The organism is Bradyrhizobium sp. WBOS08 (assembly GCF_024585125.1).
GTDB lineage: Bacteria > Pseudomonadota > Alphaproteobacteria > Rhizobiales > Xanthobacteraceae > Bradyrhizobium > Bradyrhizobium japonicum_B.
On the sequence record NZ_CP028988.1, the window covers coordinates 5,530,067 to 5,545,686 of the forward strand.

Consider the following 15,620-nt stretch of genomic DNA (forward strand, 5'->3'; position numbering starts at 1 on the left):
TTACTCCCCATCCGTCGTGGTGGTTTCAGCGTCTTCGCGCGGACGGCGCGGGCCGCGGTCGCCGCGGAAGCCACCACCGTCGCGATCGCCACCACGGAAACCGCCCTCGCGGTCGCCGCGGAAGCCGCCTTCACGCTCGCCGCGGAAGCCGCCGCCACGGTCGTCACGCTCGCGGTCACGGTCGGCCTTGCGCATCATCGCGGACGGGCCTTCCTCGAGCTCATCGACGCGGACGCTGAGATAGCGGATCACGTCTTCGCTGATGCGCTCCTGGCGCTCGATCTCGGCGATCGCCGCGGACGGCGCGTCGATGTTGAGCAGCACAAAGTGCGCCTTGCGGTTCTTGTTCATGCGGTAGGTGAGGGAGCGCACGCCCCAATTCTCGGTCTTGGTGACCTTGCCGCCGAGACCCTCGACGATCCCGGTCATTTGCGCAGTCAGCTCTTCGACCTGCTGCGTGCTCGCGTCCTGACGCGCGAGAAAAACATGCTCATAAAGAGCCATGGTGGTCCTTTCCTCATGTTGGCGCATCGCCCGGCGTCAAGCCCTTAAGAGGCCTTCGGAAAGGACTCTGGGATTAAGCTCAGAAGGCGGAAACACGGGACGACGGGCCGACTGGCCCTGCCACACCAAAATCACGAAGGATTTGCTGAGACCGTCCGTTCAGCTCCCGGCCGGGGTCTGCGGATGCGCGCCTTATACGGATTTTGGCCGACTTGGCAAGGTTCGAGCGTCGGGCTTTCGGCCGACACGGGGCCGCCGGGGCGGCCAATCCACCCTCCCATACCGGCTTGACCTATTTGTTTGTATAACATACAAAGAATGCGTCGGGAGGACTTGATGGCGGGTGAATCGATCGAGGCTCCGTTCGAGGCGTCGGCGGGCGATCCGAAGCACGCTGCGCGCGCGACACGGTCGGCCGGCCGCAAGATGCGCTCGCTGCTGCTGGATGCGGCCAGTCCGCTGTTCCGGGAGCGGGGGCTGTCGGGCACGGCGATCACCGACATCGCGGCCGCGGCGGACGCATTTCCCAGCCAGATCACCTATTACTTCCGCACCAAGGAGGCGCTGTTCGTCGAATGCGCCTGCCGCGAGCTGTTGTATCTGGCGCGTGCGACCGAGCAGGCGGCGGAGAAGGCGCGGACGCCGCGGGATTACACCAATGCGCTGGCACAGACCGTGACGGCGAGCGATTCCGTCGCGTTCTTCGCCGAGGCGCTGACATTGACGCGGCGCCGCCAGGATCTTGCGCCCCTCGTCGAGCGCACCATCGAGCGCCTGCACGGCGAAGGCGCGCGCGCCTATGCGAGCCAGGTGGCACGGCACGGCTGGCGTTCGCTGCGTGCGCCCGACGAAAGCTCGCGGCGGTTCTGGGCCGTCGCCATCGGCGTCATTCTCGAAGGCTATGCGATGGGCCGCTCGCCCCAGGAGCTCTGCGCCGAGATGCTGCGGGTGCTCGGCGAGCAGGCGAAATCCACCGACGCGGCGCGCCTGCGCCTTGTGGAGGCGCGTGACGCAACGACCACGCCGGACGAGGAGAGCTAGGCCATGACCGCGCTTCGCATGCGTGCCCGCGATTTCCTGACCGACGACCAACTTGCCGACGTGCGCCGGCGTGTGACCTGGAAAGGCGTTGCGCTGATCGCGCACGCCTGGGCGCTGATCATTGGTGCGATGGCCTTGGTCGCGTGGTGGCCCAATCCCGTCACCTATGTCCTCGCCGTCGCGATCATCGGCTCGCGCCAGCTGGGCCTCGCGATCCTGATGCATGACGGCGCCCATGGCTGCCTGTCCGCCGACGAGAAGACCAATCTGGCCCTGAGCCAATGGTTGTGTGCCTATCCGCTGTTTGCGGAGACGCGCAGTTACCGGCGTTACCACCTGCAGCACCATGCGCGCACGCAGCAGGAGAATGATCCCGATCTCGTGCTGTCGGCGCCGTTTCCGATCACGAAGCTGAGCTATCGCCGCAAGTTCATTCGCGACATCACCGGACAGACCGGCTACCAGCAGCGCAAGGCGCAGCTGCTCAACGCGCTCGGCGCCAAGGACTGGCCGTGGCGCCAACGCCTCACTCATTTCTGGGACAAGCTCGGTCCGCAATGTATCGTCAATGCGCTGATGTTCGCCGCGTGCGCGGCGGCGGGCGTGTGGTGGGCCTACCCGCTGTTATGGTTGGTGCCGCTCCTGACCTGGATGATGGTCATCACCCGCATCCGCAATATCGCCGAGCACGCCGTCGTTCCCGACAGCAGCGATCCCTTGCGCAACACCCGCACCACGCATGCCGGTTTTCTCGAGCGGCTGTTCATCGCGCCGTACTACGTGAACTATCACCTCGAGCATCACCTGCTGTTCTACGTGCCCTGCTACAATCTGCCGAAGGTGCATCGGCTGCTGAGCGCGAGCCGCTATGCCGGCCGCATGGAGGTGCAGCCGGGCTATGCCGCGGTGCTGCGGCTGGCGACGGCGAGGCCCGATCGGGATGACCGGCGAGGTGAGTTGGTGAACAGCGCGCGCCGTGCGCAGGCGGGGGCGAAGGTCGACGCCAACCAGACTGCCGGCGGGTTTTGAGCCTGCGTATCCCCAGTTGAATGCCGGCCGGGGTTCCCATCGCGGCTTGACAGTCCGGCCTCTGACGGTGTCTACGGCCCCCTTTGGAGCGTGATCCGGAACCATGGCCCAAGGAACCACCACCCAAGGCCGCGCGTAATCGGCTGCCGGTTCTCGAGGGATCGTGCCCGACAAGCAGGGAGCGCCGATGACGGCAGCATTCACATTTCCAGGGCAGGGGTCCCAGGCGGTCGGCATGGGCAAGGCCCTGGCCGACGCCTTTCCGGTGGCGCGCGCCGTGTTTGACGAGGTCGATGCCGCGCTGTCCGAGAAGCTGACGGCCATCATCTGGGATGGTCCGGCCGAAACGCTCCAGCTCACCGAGAACGCCCAGCCGGCGCTAATGGCGGTGTCGATTGCCACCCTGCGCGTGCTGGAGGCCGAGGCCGGTTTTTCCGTGGGACGAGACGCGGCCTTCGTCGCCGGCCATTCGCTCGGTGAATACTCTGCGCTCGCTGCGGCCGGCAGCCTGACGGTGTCGGATACCGCCCGTCTGCTTCGCACCCGCGGTCTCGCAATGCAAAAGGCCGTCCCGGTCGGGGCCGGCGCAATGGCCGCGCTGCTCGGCCTCGATTACGAGGCCGCCATGGAGGTCGCGGGCGAGGCGGCGCAGGGGCAGGTCTGCCAGGCCGCCAACGACAACGGCGGCGGGCAGGTGGTGGTCTCGGGCGACAAGGCTGCGGTCGATCGCGCCGTCGAGATCGCAAAGGCCAAGGGCGCCAAGCGCGCGATGCTGCTGCCGGTGTCCGCCCCGTTCCATTGCAGGCTGATGCAGCCCGCCGCCGACGCCATGGCGGAGGCGCTGTCGAAGGTCACGATCAAGGCGCCGGCCGCGCCGCTGGTGTCGAACGTGCTGGCGAGCGCCATCACCGACCCCGACGAGATCCGCCGCCGCCTGGTCGAGCAGGTCACCGGAACGGTGCGCTGGCGCGAGTCGGTCGCCTATATGGCGGGGCAGGGCGTCACCCGATTCTTCGAGATCGGCGCCGGCAAGGTGCTGACCGGTCTCGTCAAGCGCATCGCGGACGGTGCCGTCGGCGTTGCGGTCGGCGGTCCCAATGACATCGCCGCCGCCAAGGATGCACTGGCCGCTGCGAAGCGGGCCTAGAGGAGTTGTCATCGATGTTCGATCTGACTGGCAAGAAGGCGCTCGTCACTGGCGCCACCGGCGGCATCGGCGGCGCGATCGCGCAGGCGCTGCACGCGCAGGGCGCGACCGTCGCGATCTCAGGAACGCGCAAGGAAGTGCTGGATGAGCTTGCCGGCAAGCTCGGCGAGCGCGTCTTTGTGTTGCCCTGCAATCTCTCCAAGGCCGATGAGGTCGAGGCGTTGGTGCCCGCCGCGGAAGCCGCGATGGGCCAGGTCGACATCCTCATCGCCAATGCCGGCATCACCCGCGACAATCTCTTCGTGCAGCTCCGTGACGAGGATTGGGAGGAGGTCATCAACGTCAATCTGACCGCGACCTTCCGCCTCGCGCGTGCCGCCACCAAGCTGATGATGCGCAAGCGCTTCGGCCGCATCATCGCCATCACCTCGGTGGTCGGCGTCACCGGCAATCCCGGGCAGGGCAACTACACCGCCTCGAAGGCGGGCCTGATCGGCATGATCAAGACGCTGGGCGCCGAATACGCCAAGCGCGGCGTGACCGCGAACTGCATCGCGCCGGGCTTCATCAAGACGCCGATGACCGACGCGCTCAACGACAAGCAGCGCGAAATGATTCTGACCAAGGTTCCGGCTGCCCGTCTGGGGACGCCCGAGGACATCGCCGCGGCGGCGGTGTACCTGAGCTCGAACGAAGCAGCCTACGTCACCGGCCAGACCATCCACGTCAACGGCGGCATGGCCATGATCTGAGGTCTTCGTTCCGCGCTGCCCACACGGTCGGCGTGGAATGCGGCAAACGGCCGTTTCCGGAGTGAAATGAGGCTTGTAGTCAAGGCAATTGAAGTGTGATAACCGGACCTTCAACGGATGGGCAAAGAACGCCATTGCAGGTTTTTGAAACCCTGTATATTGGCGATGCGGAGCCTTGGCCGTCGTTCGCCGGGCCCTGTATCGGTTAGGATGGGGCCAAATCAAAGTTCGTAAGCGAAGGCAAGTAACACGACCACGACGGCTCGTATCGTCCCGGGGGGTCGGGTCTACAGGGAACAACACGAGGTTAAGCAATGAGTGACATTGGCGAGCGGGTTAAGAAGATCGTGGTCGAACACCTTGGTGTTGAACCCGAGAAGGTTGTCGACAACGCGAGCTTCATCGACGACCTCGGCGCCGACAGTCTGGACACCGTCGAGCTGGTGATGGCGTTCGAAGAGGAATTCGGTTGCGAGATTCCGGACGACGCCGCGGAGACGATTCTCACCGTCGGCGATGCCACGAAGTTTCTCGAGAAGAACGCGAAGAGCTGACGCTCTTCATTTCGCGGGGACAACATTGAAACCGGACGGGCCGCTTCGCAGCGGTCAGCCGGTTTCTTGTTATTGGCCGTGAATCTTTCGATGCGGAGTTTTCGGACATGAGGCGGGTTGTCGTCACTGGTCTCGGCATGGTGTCGCCGCTCGGCTGCGGCGTCGAACCGACCTGGAAACGCATCCTCAACGGTGAAAGCGGCGCGCGCGCGATCGAGAGCTTCGATGTCTCCGATCTTCAGACGAAATACGCCTGCACCGTCGTGCGCGGCGACGGCAGCAACGGCACTTTCAATCCCGACAAGTGGATGGAGCCGAAGGACCAGCGCAAGGTCGACGACTTCATCATTTTCGGCATGGCCGCGGCCGGCCAGGCGCTCGACGACGCCAACTGGCACCCCGAGTCCGAAGAAGACAAGTGCGCGACCGGAACCATGATCGGATCCGGCATCGGCGGCCTCAGCGGCATCGCCGAAACCGCGATCCTGTTGAAGGAGCGCGGACCGCGCCGGGTGTCGCCGTTCTTCATTCCGGGCCGCCTGATCAATCTCGCCTCCGGCTACGTCTCGATCGCGCACGGGCTGAAAGGGCCTAACCATGCCGTCGTCACGGCCTGCTCGACCGGCGCGCACGCGGTCGGCGATGCCGCCCGCCTGATCGCGCTGGGTGATGCCGACGTGATGGTCGCAGGCGGCGCCGAGTCGCCGATCAGCCGCATCGGTATCGCCGGCTTCAATGCCGCGCGCGCGCTTTCGACCGGCTTCAATGAGACGCCCGAGAAGGCCTCGCGTCCCTACGACAAGGACCGCGACGGCTTCGTGATGGGCGAGGGCGCCGGCGTCCTGGTGCTGGAGGAGCTCGAGCACGCGAGGCGCCGCGGCGCGAGGATCTATGCCGAGGTGATCGGCTACGGTCTGTCGGGTGATGCCTATCACATTACCTCGCCGTCGCCCGACGGCGATGGCGGCTTCCGCAGCATGTCGGCCGCGCTCAAGCGCGCCGGCCTGACCGCATCCGATCTCGACTACATCAACGCCCACGGCACCTCGACACCGCTCGGCGACGAGATCGAGCTCGGTGCCGTCGAGCGTCTGCTCGGCAATGCCGCCTCCAAGGTCGCGATGTCCTCGACCAAATCGTCGACCGGCCATCTGCTCGGCGCGGCCGGGGCGATCGAGGCGATCTTCGCCATCCTCGCGATTCGCGATAATGTCGTGCCGCCGACGATCAACCTCGACAATCCGTCGGTGGAAACTGCGATCGACCTCGTGCCGCACGTTGCGAAGAAGCGTGAGGTCAATGTTGCCTTGTCGAACTCGTTTGGTTTTGGCGGTACCAATGCGTCGGTGATCGTCCGACGTTTGGCCGATTAGTTTGCGTTTGAGACGAATCCACCGTTTTGCCGTATTCGGCGATAGTCATGGAAGTGGGCGTGCATTTGGCTCGGCAAGCGATGGTCGGGCCGCTATTGAACCGGCAGGATTCAGGTTGCTTCTATGAGTGAAAGGCCGCCCATCTCGCCCCGGAGTCCGCGGGCAGCGCTCGAGCCCGAGCAGCTCCCGCCGCCGCCGAAGCGTTCGGACCGTGCGCGCAATCCTTTCGTGGTCGTCGGCAACGCCATCATCACCCTCCTGCTGATCGCCATGCTCGGCGCCGGCGGCGTCTATTATTACGGCCGCCAGGTGCTCGAGGCGCCCGGGCCGCTGAAGGACGACAAGATCGTCAACATCCCGCAGCGCGCCGGCAAGCGCGACATCGCCGAGACGCTGAACCGGGAAGGCGTCACCGACATCAATCCCTGGGTGTTCATCGCCAGCGTTGCCGCGTTGAAGGCGAGCTCGGACCTCAAGCCGGGTGAATATTCGTTCCAGAAGAACGCCTCGCTCCGCGACGTCATCGCCACCATCGTCGAGGGCAAGGTGGTGCAGCATGCCGTCACGATTCCGGAGGGGCTGACCTCCGAGCAGATCGTGGCGCGCCTGTCCGACAACGACATCTTCACCGGCAGCGTGCGCGAGCTGCCGCGCGAGGGCACGCTGCTGCCGGAGACCTACAAGTTCCCGCGCGGCACGCCGCGCGAGCAGGTGGTCCAGCGCATGCAGCAGGCGCACAAACGCGTGCTCGCCGAGATCTGGGAGCGCCGTAATCAGGACATTCCGGTCAAGACGCCGGAGCAGCTGGTGACGCTGGCCTCGATCGTGGAGAAGGAGACCGGCAAGCCCGACGAGCGCAGCCGCGTCGCGGCGGTGTTCGTCAATCGCCTGAAGCAGCGGATCAAGTTGCAGTCCGATCCGACCATCATCTACGGCCTCGTCGGCGGCAAGGGCACGCTGGGTCGCCCGATCAAGCGCAGCGAGATCACGCAGCCTTCGCCCTACAACACCTATGTGATCGAAGGCCTGCCGCCGGGCCCGATCTCCAATCCCGGCCGCGCCTCGCTGGAGGCCGCCGCCAATCCGGCCCGCACCCGCGACCTCTATTTCGTCGCCGACGGCAGCGGCGGGCACGCCTTTACCGAGACCTACGACGCGCACCAGAAGAACGTGGCCAAGCTGCGCGCGATGGAAAAGCAGATCCAGAACGACACGGTCGAGCCGCCAGAGGAAGCGCCGCCGCCCGCCGCCGCTGCGCCCGGAGCCGCCGATACGCCGACGGCGACCACGCCGGCGCGGCCCAATCAGCAGAAGAAGCCGCCGGCGGCACGTCCGGCAGCTCCGGCGCGGCAGGGCGCGGTGCAGCCGTCGCCGCCGGTGGTCCAGCGCTAGATCCGTCGCAATCGCTGCTGCGGACTTTGCGGATTCCACTTTCCTGCAAAATAGTCTTAAGATTCGCGTGGCTTGATGCCTCGCGAATCCCGTGTTTCTGGAGAATTTGACCTGATGGCGCTGTCGTCCATGACCGGCTTTGCGAGATGCCACGGCGCAAGCGGGCCGTACACGTTCGAGTGGGAATTGAAGTCCGTCAACGCCAAGGGCTTCGACCTCAGGGTGCGGCTGCCGCAGGGCTTCGACGAGCTCGAGGCCTACGCCAAGAAGCGCGCCGGCGAGCTTTTGTCGCGCGGCACCATCTACGCCAATCTCAACGTCAAGCGCGCCAACGCCGCCGCAACGGTTCGCGTCAACGAGGATGTGCTCAACGCCGTCCTGAAGGCGGCCGCCATGATCGCCGGCAAGGTCGACGCGGTGGCGCCGAGCATCGACGGCCTGCTCGCCATCAAGGGCGTCGTCGAGGTCGCCGAGCCCGAGGGCGACGAGGAGGAGGACAAGGCCGCGCGTGCCGCTGCCGCCGAGGCCTTCGACAAGGCGCTCGCCGAGCTCGTCGCGATGCGCAAGCGCGAGGGCACCTCGCTCGGCCAGATCCTGACCCAGCGCGTGGACGAGATCGAGCAATTGGCGAAGAAGGCGGAAGCTTCGCCCGGTCGCAGGCCGGAGGCGATCAAGGCGAGGCTCACCGAGCAGATCGCAGCGCTGCTCGACACCTCCGACCGGTTCGATTCCGACCGTCTGATGCAGGAGGCGATCCTGATCGCCACCAAGGCCGACATCCGCGAGGAGCTCGACCGCATCGCATCCCATATCGCGCAGGCGCGCGAGCTGATCAGCAAGGGCGGCCCGATCGGCCGCAAGCTCGACTTCCTGGCGCAGGAGTTTCACCGCGAGGTCAACACCTGCTGCTCGAAGTCGAACGACATCGAGCTGACCAATACGGGGCTGGCCATGAAGAACGTGGTCGAGCAGTTCCGCGAGCAGGTCCAGAATCTGGAGTGATCGATGACGACGGGCGATCACGGAACTGACGGTGTCGAGCGGCGCGGCTTGATGTTCGTGCTGTCCTCGCCCTCTGGCGCGGGCAAGACCACGCTGTCGCGGATGTTGCTCGACCGTGAGCCCGGCCTGAAGATGTCGGTGTCGGCGACCACGCGCGCGAAGCGACCCGGGGAGGTCGAGGGTCGTGACTACTTTTTCGTCGACAAGCCGCGCTTCGAAGCCATGGTGAAGGGCGACGAACTGCTCGAATGGGCCACCGTGTTCGACAATCTCTACGGCACGCCGCGTGCTCCGGTGGAGGCGGCACTGTCTGCCGGAAAGGACGTGCTGTTCGACATCGACTGGCAGGGCACGCAGCAACTGCACCAGAAAGCCAGCGTCGACGTCGTCCGCGTCTTCATCCTGCCGCCCTCGGCGGCCGACCTCGAAAAGCGCCTGCATTCGCGCGCGCAGGATTCCGACGAGGTGATCCGCAAGCGCATGAGCCGCGCCAGCCACGAGATGAGCCACTGGGCCGAGTACGACTACATCGTCATCAACCACGACGTCGATGAGGCCTTCGCCGAGGTGCAGTCGATCCTGAAGGCCGAGCGCCTCAAGCGCGAGCGGCGGATTGGCCTCGTTGGTTTCGTGCGAGGTTTGCAAGGCCAGCTGCAGGGCTAGGCTCTGGCAGCTGCGGCCCTTGCTTCGCCAGCCGTTCCAGCATCGCGGTGATCACGTCGACGTCGACGCCATCCTCGCTCTTCACATCGTCATTGCGATCGGCCTCGTCGCGGGCAGCGGGCTCCTTGTCGTCCGTCGCCTTGTCGTCGGTCGCCTTGGCCGCGAGCCGGGGCGCGGCTTCGATCGCGAACGCGCCGTTGAAGATGTCGGCTTTGGCGAGCTCGCCAGCCTTGCTGCGGACGGAGGCGGATTGGGCCGCGATCACGGAGATCTCCCTGGTGAATGCCGCGAGCTGTGCGGTCTGCGGTCGTACTTCATCGAAGTCGACCGGGCCGCCTTGCGCGTGCGGCTGGGCCGCTGAATTCGCACCGAGCCATGGCGCGCGGCTTCCGTCGTGATCCTGCGGCGCCCAATCGTCCCAATGCCCGCGGCGATCGAAAGCAGCTTGAACGCGCACGCGCCTGCGGGCGAAACGGTAGATCACGCTGGCGAGGATGCCCGCGAGTGCCAGCGCGCCGCCGATCACCAGCAGCAGCATCTGCACCGAGCCGCCGGGTTTGTCGGTCATGCCGTCTGCTGCGGCAGGCGGGGGCGGGGCAGGGGATTTTGGCGGCTTTGTCTTCGGTTGCGCAGTTGCTGTGACCACGGTCGTTGCCGGCTGCGGCTCTGGAGCGGTGGACGCTGCCGGGACATCGGGCCATGGCGAGGCGGGCGCTTGCTGCGCGCTGCCCTCAGCCGCTTGGTTCGCGGGCTGTTGAGCCGGTGGTGGGCTCGCCGGTGCGACCTGGGTCACCGCGTTCGGCGCCTTGGGGGGCGCGCCATTCCGCGGAGTCACATATTCGGCGCGCGCGTCCTGCACCGTCTGCTGCGGCGATGCTGATGATTCCGATGGTGTGTCGGCCGCGGCCTGCGCGGTCTGCACAGCTTTCGCACCGTCCTTGTCGCCGGCCGCGCGCAGATACCAGCATTTCTGCTTGGTTGTTCGATCGAGGCGGTAGTACCAGTGCTGGCCCTGCGATGCTGCGCCCTTGGGCGAAGCGAGGCAGTCGGTAGCCGGGTTGGCCGTGCTCGGTGGGGTCGGCGCGTTCTGCGACACGGCGGCCAGTGGCAGGCCGGCAATCATGCTGCCGGCCAGCGCGGATACGAATTTTGCGGTGCGGTTGCCCATCCTGGTCTCCCGGTTACGCATGACGCAACTCTTGACCTGCCCTTTGTCATCAAAGACTTGGGTGGCAATGAGCCGCAAATCCGGAGAGGATGTGGCTTGAATCGGGCTTGCAGGGCGTTCGTTCCGCAGGAAATAGCGTCTTCCCAGGCGCTATTGTTTCGCAGAGCTCCAGGTTCCGCCGCAGCCGTCGGAGCGGCGCCAGGTTCCGGAACCGCTGCGCGCGCCGAGGCGCCCCGAGCCGGTGAAGGTCACGCCATCGCCTTGACCGAACGTCCTGACGGCGCCGCTCGGGCTGACCGTGCCGCTGACGCCCTGGCCGATCACCTTGCCCGAGGAGACCACGACCGCGCCGGACGTGGAGCCGCCGCAGCCGACGCTGGTCACCATCCAGGCGCCGTCAAAGCCGCCGCCGCCACCTCCGCCGCCGCTGCGCCGCGACGACGAGCGCGGCTCCTCGGCCGCCGGCTTGCTCCGGCGCGCCGACGGCGCGGGCTCGGTGGAGCGGTCCGAACGCGAGCCCGACAGCGACTTCTCGTCATTGCCGATCGATCCCCCGGCGCTGCCGGATTGCGCGAAGGCGGAAGGCGAGGCGAGAACGGCGGTGAGGAGGACGACGAGGATTGTCGGACCGGAGACGGAATGGAGCATGGGCAAAAAATCCAAAATGAAAAGGGATCAGCGACCGGAGCCGTCGGCACAGACGGCTCCGATAATGCGGCAAGCTTTGCCAGCCTTGCCGCATTCGTCAAGCGCAGCGTCCCGGGCCCGCTGCGCGCCCTCGCGCTGGACCAGCGACCAGGACTTGTCGGAGATTGCAAACGCACCGCAGCTTCTGCCGTAGAACGAAAGCTCGATCGGGCATTTGGCGCCGGTGCAATTGCCGCGGGCGTCCGCCACCGCTGCGCGCCGCGAGGCATGATTCCACGAGATGCCCCATTTGCTGCTGTCGGGCCCGTAGACGATCGAGCCCCAGGGCTTGAGATCCTCCATCTTGCGCAATCGCAGCAGCAGGCCCTCGGTGGCTTCGCCTGTCGGGGCCATGGCGATGCGCTGTTGCAGCTTCGTGATGGAGCGCGTCAGGCCGTCGGGCGTGTCAGGATCGAAATTGAGCTCGTAGAGTCGCTCGCTGAGCTCACTGAGCAGCGCCGCATCGCGCAACGGGACGCGGTCGGGATCGGCGCGCAAACGTTCGGCAGGCGAGGGATCGGGGTGCATCGCCGCGACCGGTGGCGGTGCAGCTTGCGTGGGCGGCACGAAGTAGAACGTGCCGTCGATCGGCGAGGACGACACCCAGGGCTGCTGCGCCCCCGCGGTGGCGCGCTTCACGGCGAGGCCGACCTGGTTGAAGGTCTGGAATACGTCGAGGCCCGCGACGCGGATCGTGGTCGCCAGCGCCTTCGTATAGGGGCTGTGACCGTCGCTGCCGTCCTGCGCGACGTTGCCGGGCTGGGTCGCATAGGAGATCAGCGTGCCCTCGGGCGCGCGCATCTGCGCCAGTCCGCCATCCGATGCGCGCAGGCCGCGCGAGCCGAACGGGTTGTTGCGGCAGGCGTCCAGGATCACGAGGTTGAGGCGGGTGCCTGAGCCCTGCATCTGGCGCAGCACGAGGTTGACGTCGGTCATCTGGAAATCGACGTCGGCCTCGCGTGTCGGATTGGCGCCGACCGGCACGAGATAGTTGGAGCCGGCCACCTGCACGCCGTGGCCGGCATAGTAGAACAGCGCGACGTCGGCGCCCTGGACCTGCCGGCCGAAAGTCTGCACCGCGAGGTCCATCGCGCCCTTGTCGAGATCGAGCTGGGCGCGTCCGCCGACCAGCGTGAAGCCGAGCGCACCGAGCGTCTCCGCCATCAGGCTCGCATCCTTGGACGGGTTGTCGAGCGGCGTGATGTTCCTGTAGGCGGAGTTGCCGACCACCAGCGCGATACGCTTTTCCGCCGCCGCGGGCCCCGCGACGACGACGAGCAGCGCCAGCGCGGCCAGCCCCGGAACGCGATTGAAAATCCTCGCGCGCATCAAAATTCCTCAAAGTAATGGCGCCAGTCTAGCAGCAAGGCGCGTTGGCGAAAAGCGGGTGAGACGGGCGCGCAACCTGCCCTCGTGTCCCGGACAAGCCGCAACGCGCATGCGTTGCGGCGCAGAGCCGGGACCCAGCAGGCCGAACTCCGCTGCGGCATGGGCCCCGGCTCTGCAGCGCAGCGTCGAAGAGACGCTGCGCTGCGTCCGGGGCACGAGAGCGCGAATGTTGCTCGCTCTCTCTACGTCGTTGCGAGCGCAGCGAAGCAATCCAGACTGCCTCTGCGGAGGGATTCCTGGATTGCTTCGCTGCGCTCGCAATGACGGAGCATGTGGCAAGCGGATCGCACTTCATCGGCGTTGGTAATTGCAGACGCGCCTTCGCATTCCCGCGGCTTCTTTCGCCCGAGGCTTGCTGTCGTTTCGCGCCTCATGAAAGACCAGAGGGCGCAGGGAAGGCCGGGCGCCGGCGGCACCCGCAGATCCGTGCACAACGAAAAATGCACACGGGGTGGATCACAGGTGTGCCGGTCGCCCGGCCTTCCCTGCGCGGATGGTTTTAACGGTGTCCTTCGTGCTCTCCTCGGGGAGCGTTGCACTATTGCCCCCGTCACCTCGCCGCCGATCGATGCACATGCCGGTTGGCTGCCGCATCACGGCGAGGTTTGACGCCAGAACCCCGGGCGTCGGGACCACACGACTTCTCCGTCCGCGGACGTCCCTGCCTCAGCATCCGGGGCCCGATGTGCGCGCCCCCGACCATCAACAAGGCCGCTGTGACCGCGCCGTGTCGTAGCGCGCCGCGCATGACCAACGGTCGCCCGTCCCTGTCACCGCCTCTCGCGCCGGCGCTACCGCGTCCACCGCACCCCGACCCGCATCTCGTGACGATCGCGAAGCGCCCCTCTGGCAGGGCCGGAATGGACGTCCTATGCCACAAATCCGAAATTCTGGAAAGTAGAATATTTTCGGGACGAGGGCTTGACCAGGGTGTTTTGCCCGACGCCTCGCGAGCGGTTGCCGCAGCCTCCGCTCGGTCATTCCGGGGCACCCTGAAAGGGCGAGCCCGGATTACATCGTGCGGCGGAGCCTGCGGCCCGATGGATTCCGGGCCTGCGTGCTTGCGCACGCATCCCGAAATGACGGTGGATGCGGTGAGAGCAGTTCATTGAAGTTCAGCCGCTGGCGTTTTGCCACGGGGCGCAGGACGCCGGCCAAGCCGTTTTCACCTCGGGAAACTTCTCGCCTCTGCCGCGGTTGAATCGGGGCTGAGGAGACGCCATGCCGATCAAGGACCAAGTCAAGAATTTCGCCAGGAAGCTGGTGGAGAATCGTCCCGATGCCGCGGCGTTGCGGGCGCTGGTGCGGGCGCGAAAGCCGGCCGCACTGCATTTTCGCGACGACGGCATCGTGCCGAACAATCCGAAATTTCCGGCGTTGCTCTATCGCGGGGCGGTGAGGCTGAACAGCCGACGCTTTCCCCCTGATGTCATCATCGACACGATGTTCGATGCGAATGGCTGGGGCCGGTCATGGCGCGACACGGTGTATGACTTCGTCCATTACCATTCGCAGATCCATGAGGTGATGGGCGTGGCACGCGGCACGGCCAGGATCGAGTGCGGCGGCATCAAGGGCCGGATCCTGCGCGTCAAGGCCGGAGACGTTCTGGTGCTTCCCGCGGGCACCGGACACCGGCTCATCGAATCCAGTCGGGACTTTCTGGTGGTCGGCGCCTATCCGCAGGACGGGACCTATGACGAGTGCACCGACACGCGTGAGCGTCCCGACGCCATCAAGCGCATCGCCAAGGTCCGCAAGCCGAAGACCGATCCGGTCCTCGGACCCGGCGGCCCGCTGTTGCGCTCGTGGCGGAAAGCGCGGTCGCGATCACGATCCGGCGGGTAGCTGTCGCGTCCGCCGCTCACGTCAGATAGTCGGGCGTGAAATCCGCAAGCTTGCGCAGCTCCCCGGGTTGCAGCAGCTCGATCTCGCTGCCCTCCCAGGCGATCAACCTGCGTTGCCTCAGCTCCTGGATGGTGCGATTGACGTGGACGATCGAGAGGCCGCAGGCATCTGCAACGTGGCGCTGCGTCATCGGCATCTGGAAGCAGCCGTCCGTGACGAGGCCGACCATCTCCAGCCGTGCGGCGAGCTCGCAGATGAGGTGCGCGACCTTGGCCAGGGCCGCCTGCGCACCGAGACGGGCGATCCATTGCCGCGAGATCGCCGCATCGATCAGCGTCTCGCGCCAGAACGCGCGCGTCAAATGCATCGAGCCGTCGAGAAGCTGCTTGAGCTGGCTGTGCGCGACGGTGCCGACGATGGTCGGTCCGAGCCCGACGAGGTCGGCATCCATCGGCGCGACCAGCAGCGTGTGCAGGCAGGGCATGTCGCCGGGAACGTGAAAGGCGAGGATCTGGCTGCGGTCGCCGACGATGCGGGCCTGGTAGAGGAAGCCGTGCACGACGAAGACGCAGCGCGAGACGGGCTCGCCCTGGCGCAACACGATCTCCCCGTCGGCGACCTGGCGCAGCGTGGAGGGCAGGGCGGCGATCTGTCGGCGTTCGTCCTCGGACAGGTCTTCGATGGCCTGCAGACGCGCGATGAACCTTGGATGCGGCATGAGCCTCGCGTGCCGGTTCAATCGTCGCGCGTCCTGGATGCCTCGACGAAGCGCCGCGAGAGCTTTGCGAGGGTCCAGTCGGAGACGGGCGCGGAGCGGAACTCGCGAATGGCGCGGGCAAGCTCCTGATCGGACATCGGCCGGACCGGATGCTTCAGCGCGCCCTGGACGAAGACATTCTTGATGCGGTCGAGGTGCTCGCTGGTATCCGCCGTGAACAGGCTGCGGATACGTTCCAGGATCGTCGTAGGGCTCATGAAAGGATGGCTCGTCGTCGAGGTGACGGTGTGGATGCGACCTGTACGGCGCAGATCGTTTAGCAACCTCTGCTTCCGAAACGCGTTCTAGTCCGC

The 15,620-nt window shown here is 66.3% G+C and carries 16 protein-coding genes; 10 read left to right on the forward strand and 6 right to left on the reverse strand.

Features of this window, described 5'->3' with window-relative positions:
* Complete coding sequence (gene rpsF, locus DCM80_RS25940; RefSeq protein WP_257194317.1) at positions 1-504, reverse strand: 30S ribosomal protein S6; 504 nt, start codon at positions 502-504, stop codon at positions 1-3.
* A gap of 336 nt (positions 505-840) precedes the next feature.
* Between rpsF and DCM80_RS25945 the strand changes: the two genes are divergently transcribed.
* The 9 genes from DCM80_RS25945 (at position 841) to gmk (ending at position 9,457) form a co-directional block, all read left to right on the forward strand.
* Positions 841-1,545, forward strand: a complete 705-nt coding sequence (locus DCM80_RS25945; protein WP_257194318.1) for a TetR/AcrR family transcriptional regulator C-terminal domain-containing protein — start codon at positions 841-843, stop codon at positions 1,543-1,545.
* 3 nt (positions 1,546-1,548) lie between these two features.
* Positions 1,549-2,574, forward strand: coding sequence for a fatty acid desaturase family protein (locus tag DCM80_RS25950; RefSeq protein ID WP_257194319.1), 1,026 nt, complete (start codon positions 1,549-1,551; stop codon positions 2,572-2,574).
* 187 nt (positions 2,575-2,761) lie between these two features.
* Positions 2,762-3,721: an ACP S-malonyltransferase gene (fabD, locus tag DCM80_RS25955; protein ID WP_257194320.1), complete on the forward strand. Its 960-nt coding sequence runs from the start codon at positions 2,762-2,764 to the stop codon at positions 3,719-3,721.
* Between the two features lie 14 nt (positions 3,722-3,735).
* Positions 3,736-4,473 (forward strand): 3-oxoacyl-[acyl-carrier-protein] reductase, encoded by a 738-nt coding sequence (gene fabG / locus DCM80_RS25960; RefSeq protein ID WP_028136843.1) that lies wholly within the window; start codon positions 3,736-3,738, stop codon positions 4,471-4,473.
* 314 nt (positions 4,474-4,787) lie between these two features.
* A complete protein-coding gene (locus DCM80_RS25965; RefSeq protein ID WP_008551805.1) occupies positions 4,788-5,027 on the forward strand; it encodes an acyl carrier protein in 240 nt (79 codons plus the stop codon).
* Positions 5,028-5,134: 107 nt separating this feature from the next.
* Positions 5,135-6,400 carry a beta-ketoacyl-ACP synthase II gene (gene fabF / locus DCM80_RS25970; RefSeq protein WP_257194321.1) on the forward strand — a complete coding sequence of 422 codons (1,266 nt, stop codon included), beginning with the start codon at positions 5,135-5,137 and terminating at the stop codon, positions 6,398-6,400.
* Positions 6,401-6,523: 123 nt separating this feature from the next.
* On the forward strand, positions 6,524-7,792 hold the full coding sequence (gene mltG / locus DCM80_RS25975) for an endolytic transglycosylase MltG (RefSeq protein WP_257194322.1): 1,269 nt from the start codon (positions 6,524-6,526) through the stop codon (positions 7,790-7,792).
* 114 nt (positions 7,793-7,906) lie between these two features.
* Positions 7,907-8,794 (forward strand): YicC/YloC family endoribonuclease, encoded by an 888-nt coding sequence (locus DCM80_RS25980; RefSeq protein ID WP_257194323.1) that lies wholly within the window; start codon positions 7,907-7,909, stop codon positions 8,792-8,794.
* A gap of 3 nt (positions 8,795-8,797) precedes the next feature.
* The gene (gene gmk / locus DCM80_RS25985; RefSeq protein ID WP_257180386.1) at positions 8,798-9,457 is read left to right on the forward strand and encodes a guanylate kinase; all 660 of its coding nucleotides are present in this window, start codon (positions 8,798-8,800) and stop codon (positions 9,455-9,457) included.
* Here gmk and DCM80_RS25990 read toward each other — a convergent pair.
* From DCM80_RS25990 to DCM80_RS26000, 3 genes are all read right to left on the reverse strand, one after another.
* The gene (locus DCM80_RS25990) at positions 9,390-10,646 is read right to left on the reverse strand and encodes a hypothetical protein (protein ID WP_257194324.1); all 1,257 of its coding nucleotides are present in this window, start codon (positions 10,644-10,646) and stop codon (positions 9,390-9,392) included. The genes gmk and DCM80_RS25990 overlap by 68 nt on opposite strands.
* A gap of 129 nt (positions 10,647-10,775) precedes the next feature.
* Positions 10,776-11,273: a hypothetical protein gene (locus tag DCM80_RS25995; RefSeq protein WP_257194325.1), complete on the reverse strand. Its 498-nt coding sequence runs from the start codon at positions 11,271-11,273 to the stop codon at positions 10,776-10,778.
* Between the two features lie 27 nt (positions 11,274-11,300).
* Positions 11,301-12,641, reverse strand: a complete 1,341-nt coding sequence (locus DCM80_RS26000) for a caspase family protein (protein ID WP_257194326.1) — start codon at positions 12,639-12,641, stop codon at positions 11,301-11,303.
* A gap of 1,281 nt (positions 12,642-13,922) precedes the next feature.
* Between DCM80_RS26000 and DCM80_RS26005 the strand changes: the two genes are divergently transcribed.
* Positions 13,923-14,549: a cupin gene (locus DCM80_RS26005; protein WP_257194327.1), complete on the forward strand. Its 627-nt coding sequence runs from the start codon at positions 13,923-13,925 to the stop codon at positions 14,547-14,549.
* 16 nt (positions 14,550-14,565) lie between these two features.
* Here DCM80_RS26005 and DCM80_RS26010 read toward each other — a convergent pair whose 3' ends face one another.
* Positions 14,566-15,267: a Crp/Fnr family transcriptional regulator gene (locus DCM80_RS26010; RefSeq protein ID WP_257194328.1), complete on the reverse strand. Its 702-nt coding sequence runs from the start codon at positions 15,265-15,267 to the stop codon at positions 14,566-14,568.
* A gap of 17 nt (positions 15,268-15,284) precedes the next feature.
* The gene (locus DCM80_RS26015) at positions 15,285-15,524 is read right to left on the reverse strand and encodes a hypothetical protein (RefSeq protein ID WP_257194329.1); all 240 of its coding nucleotides are present in this window, start codon (positions 15,522-15,524) and stop codon (positions 15,285-15,287) included.
* Positions 15,525-15,620: the final 96 nt, after the last annotated feature.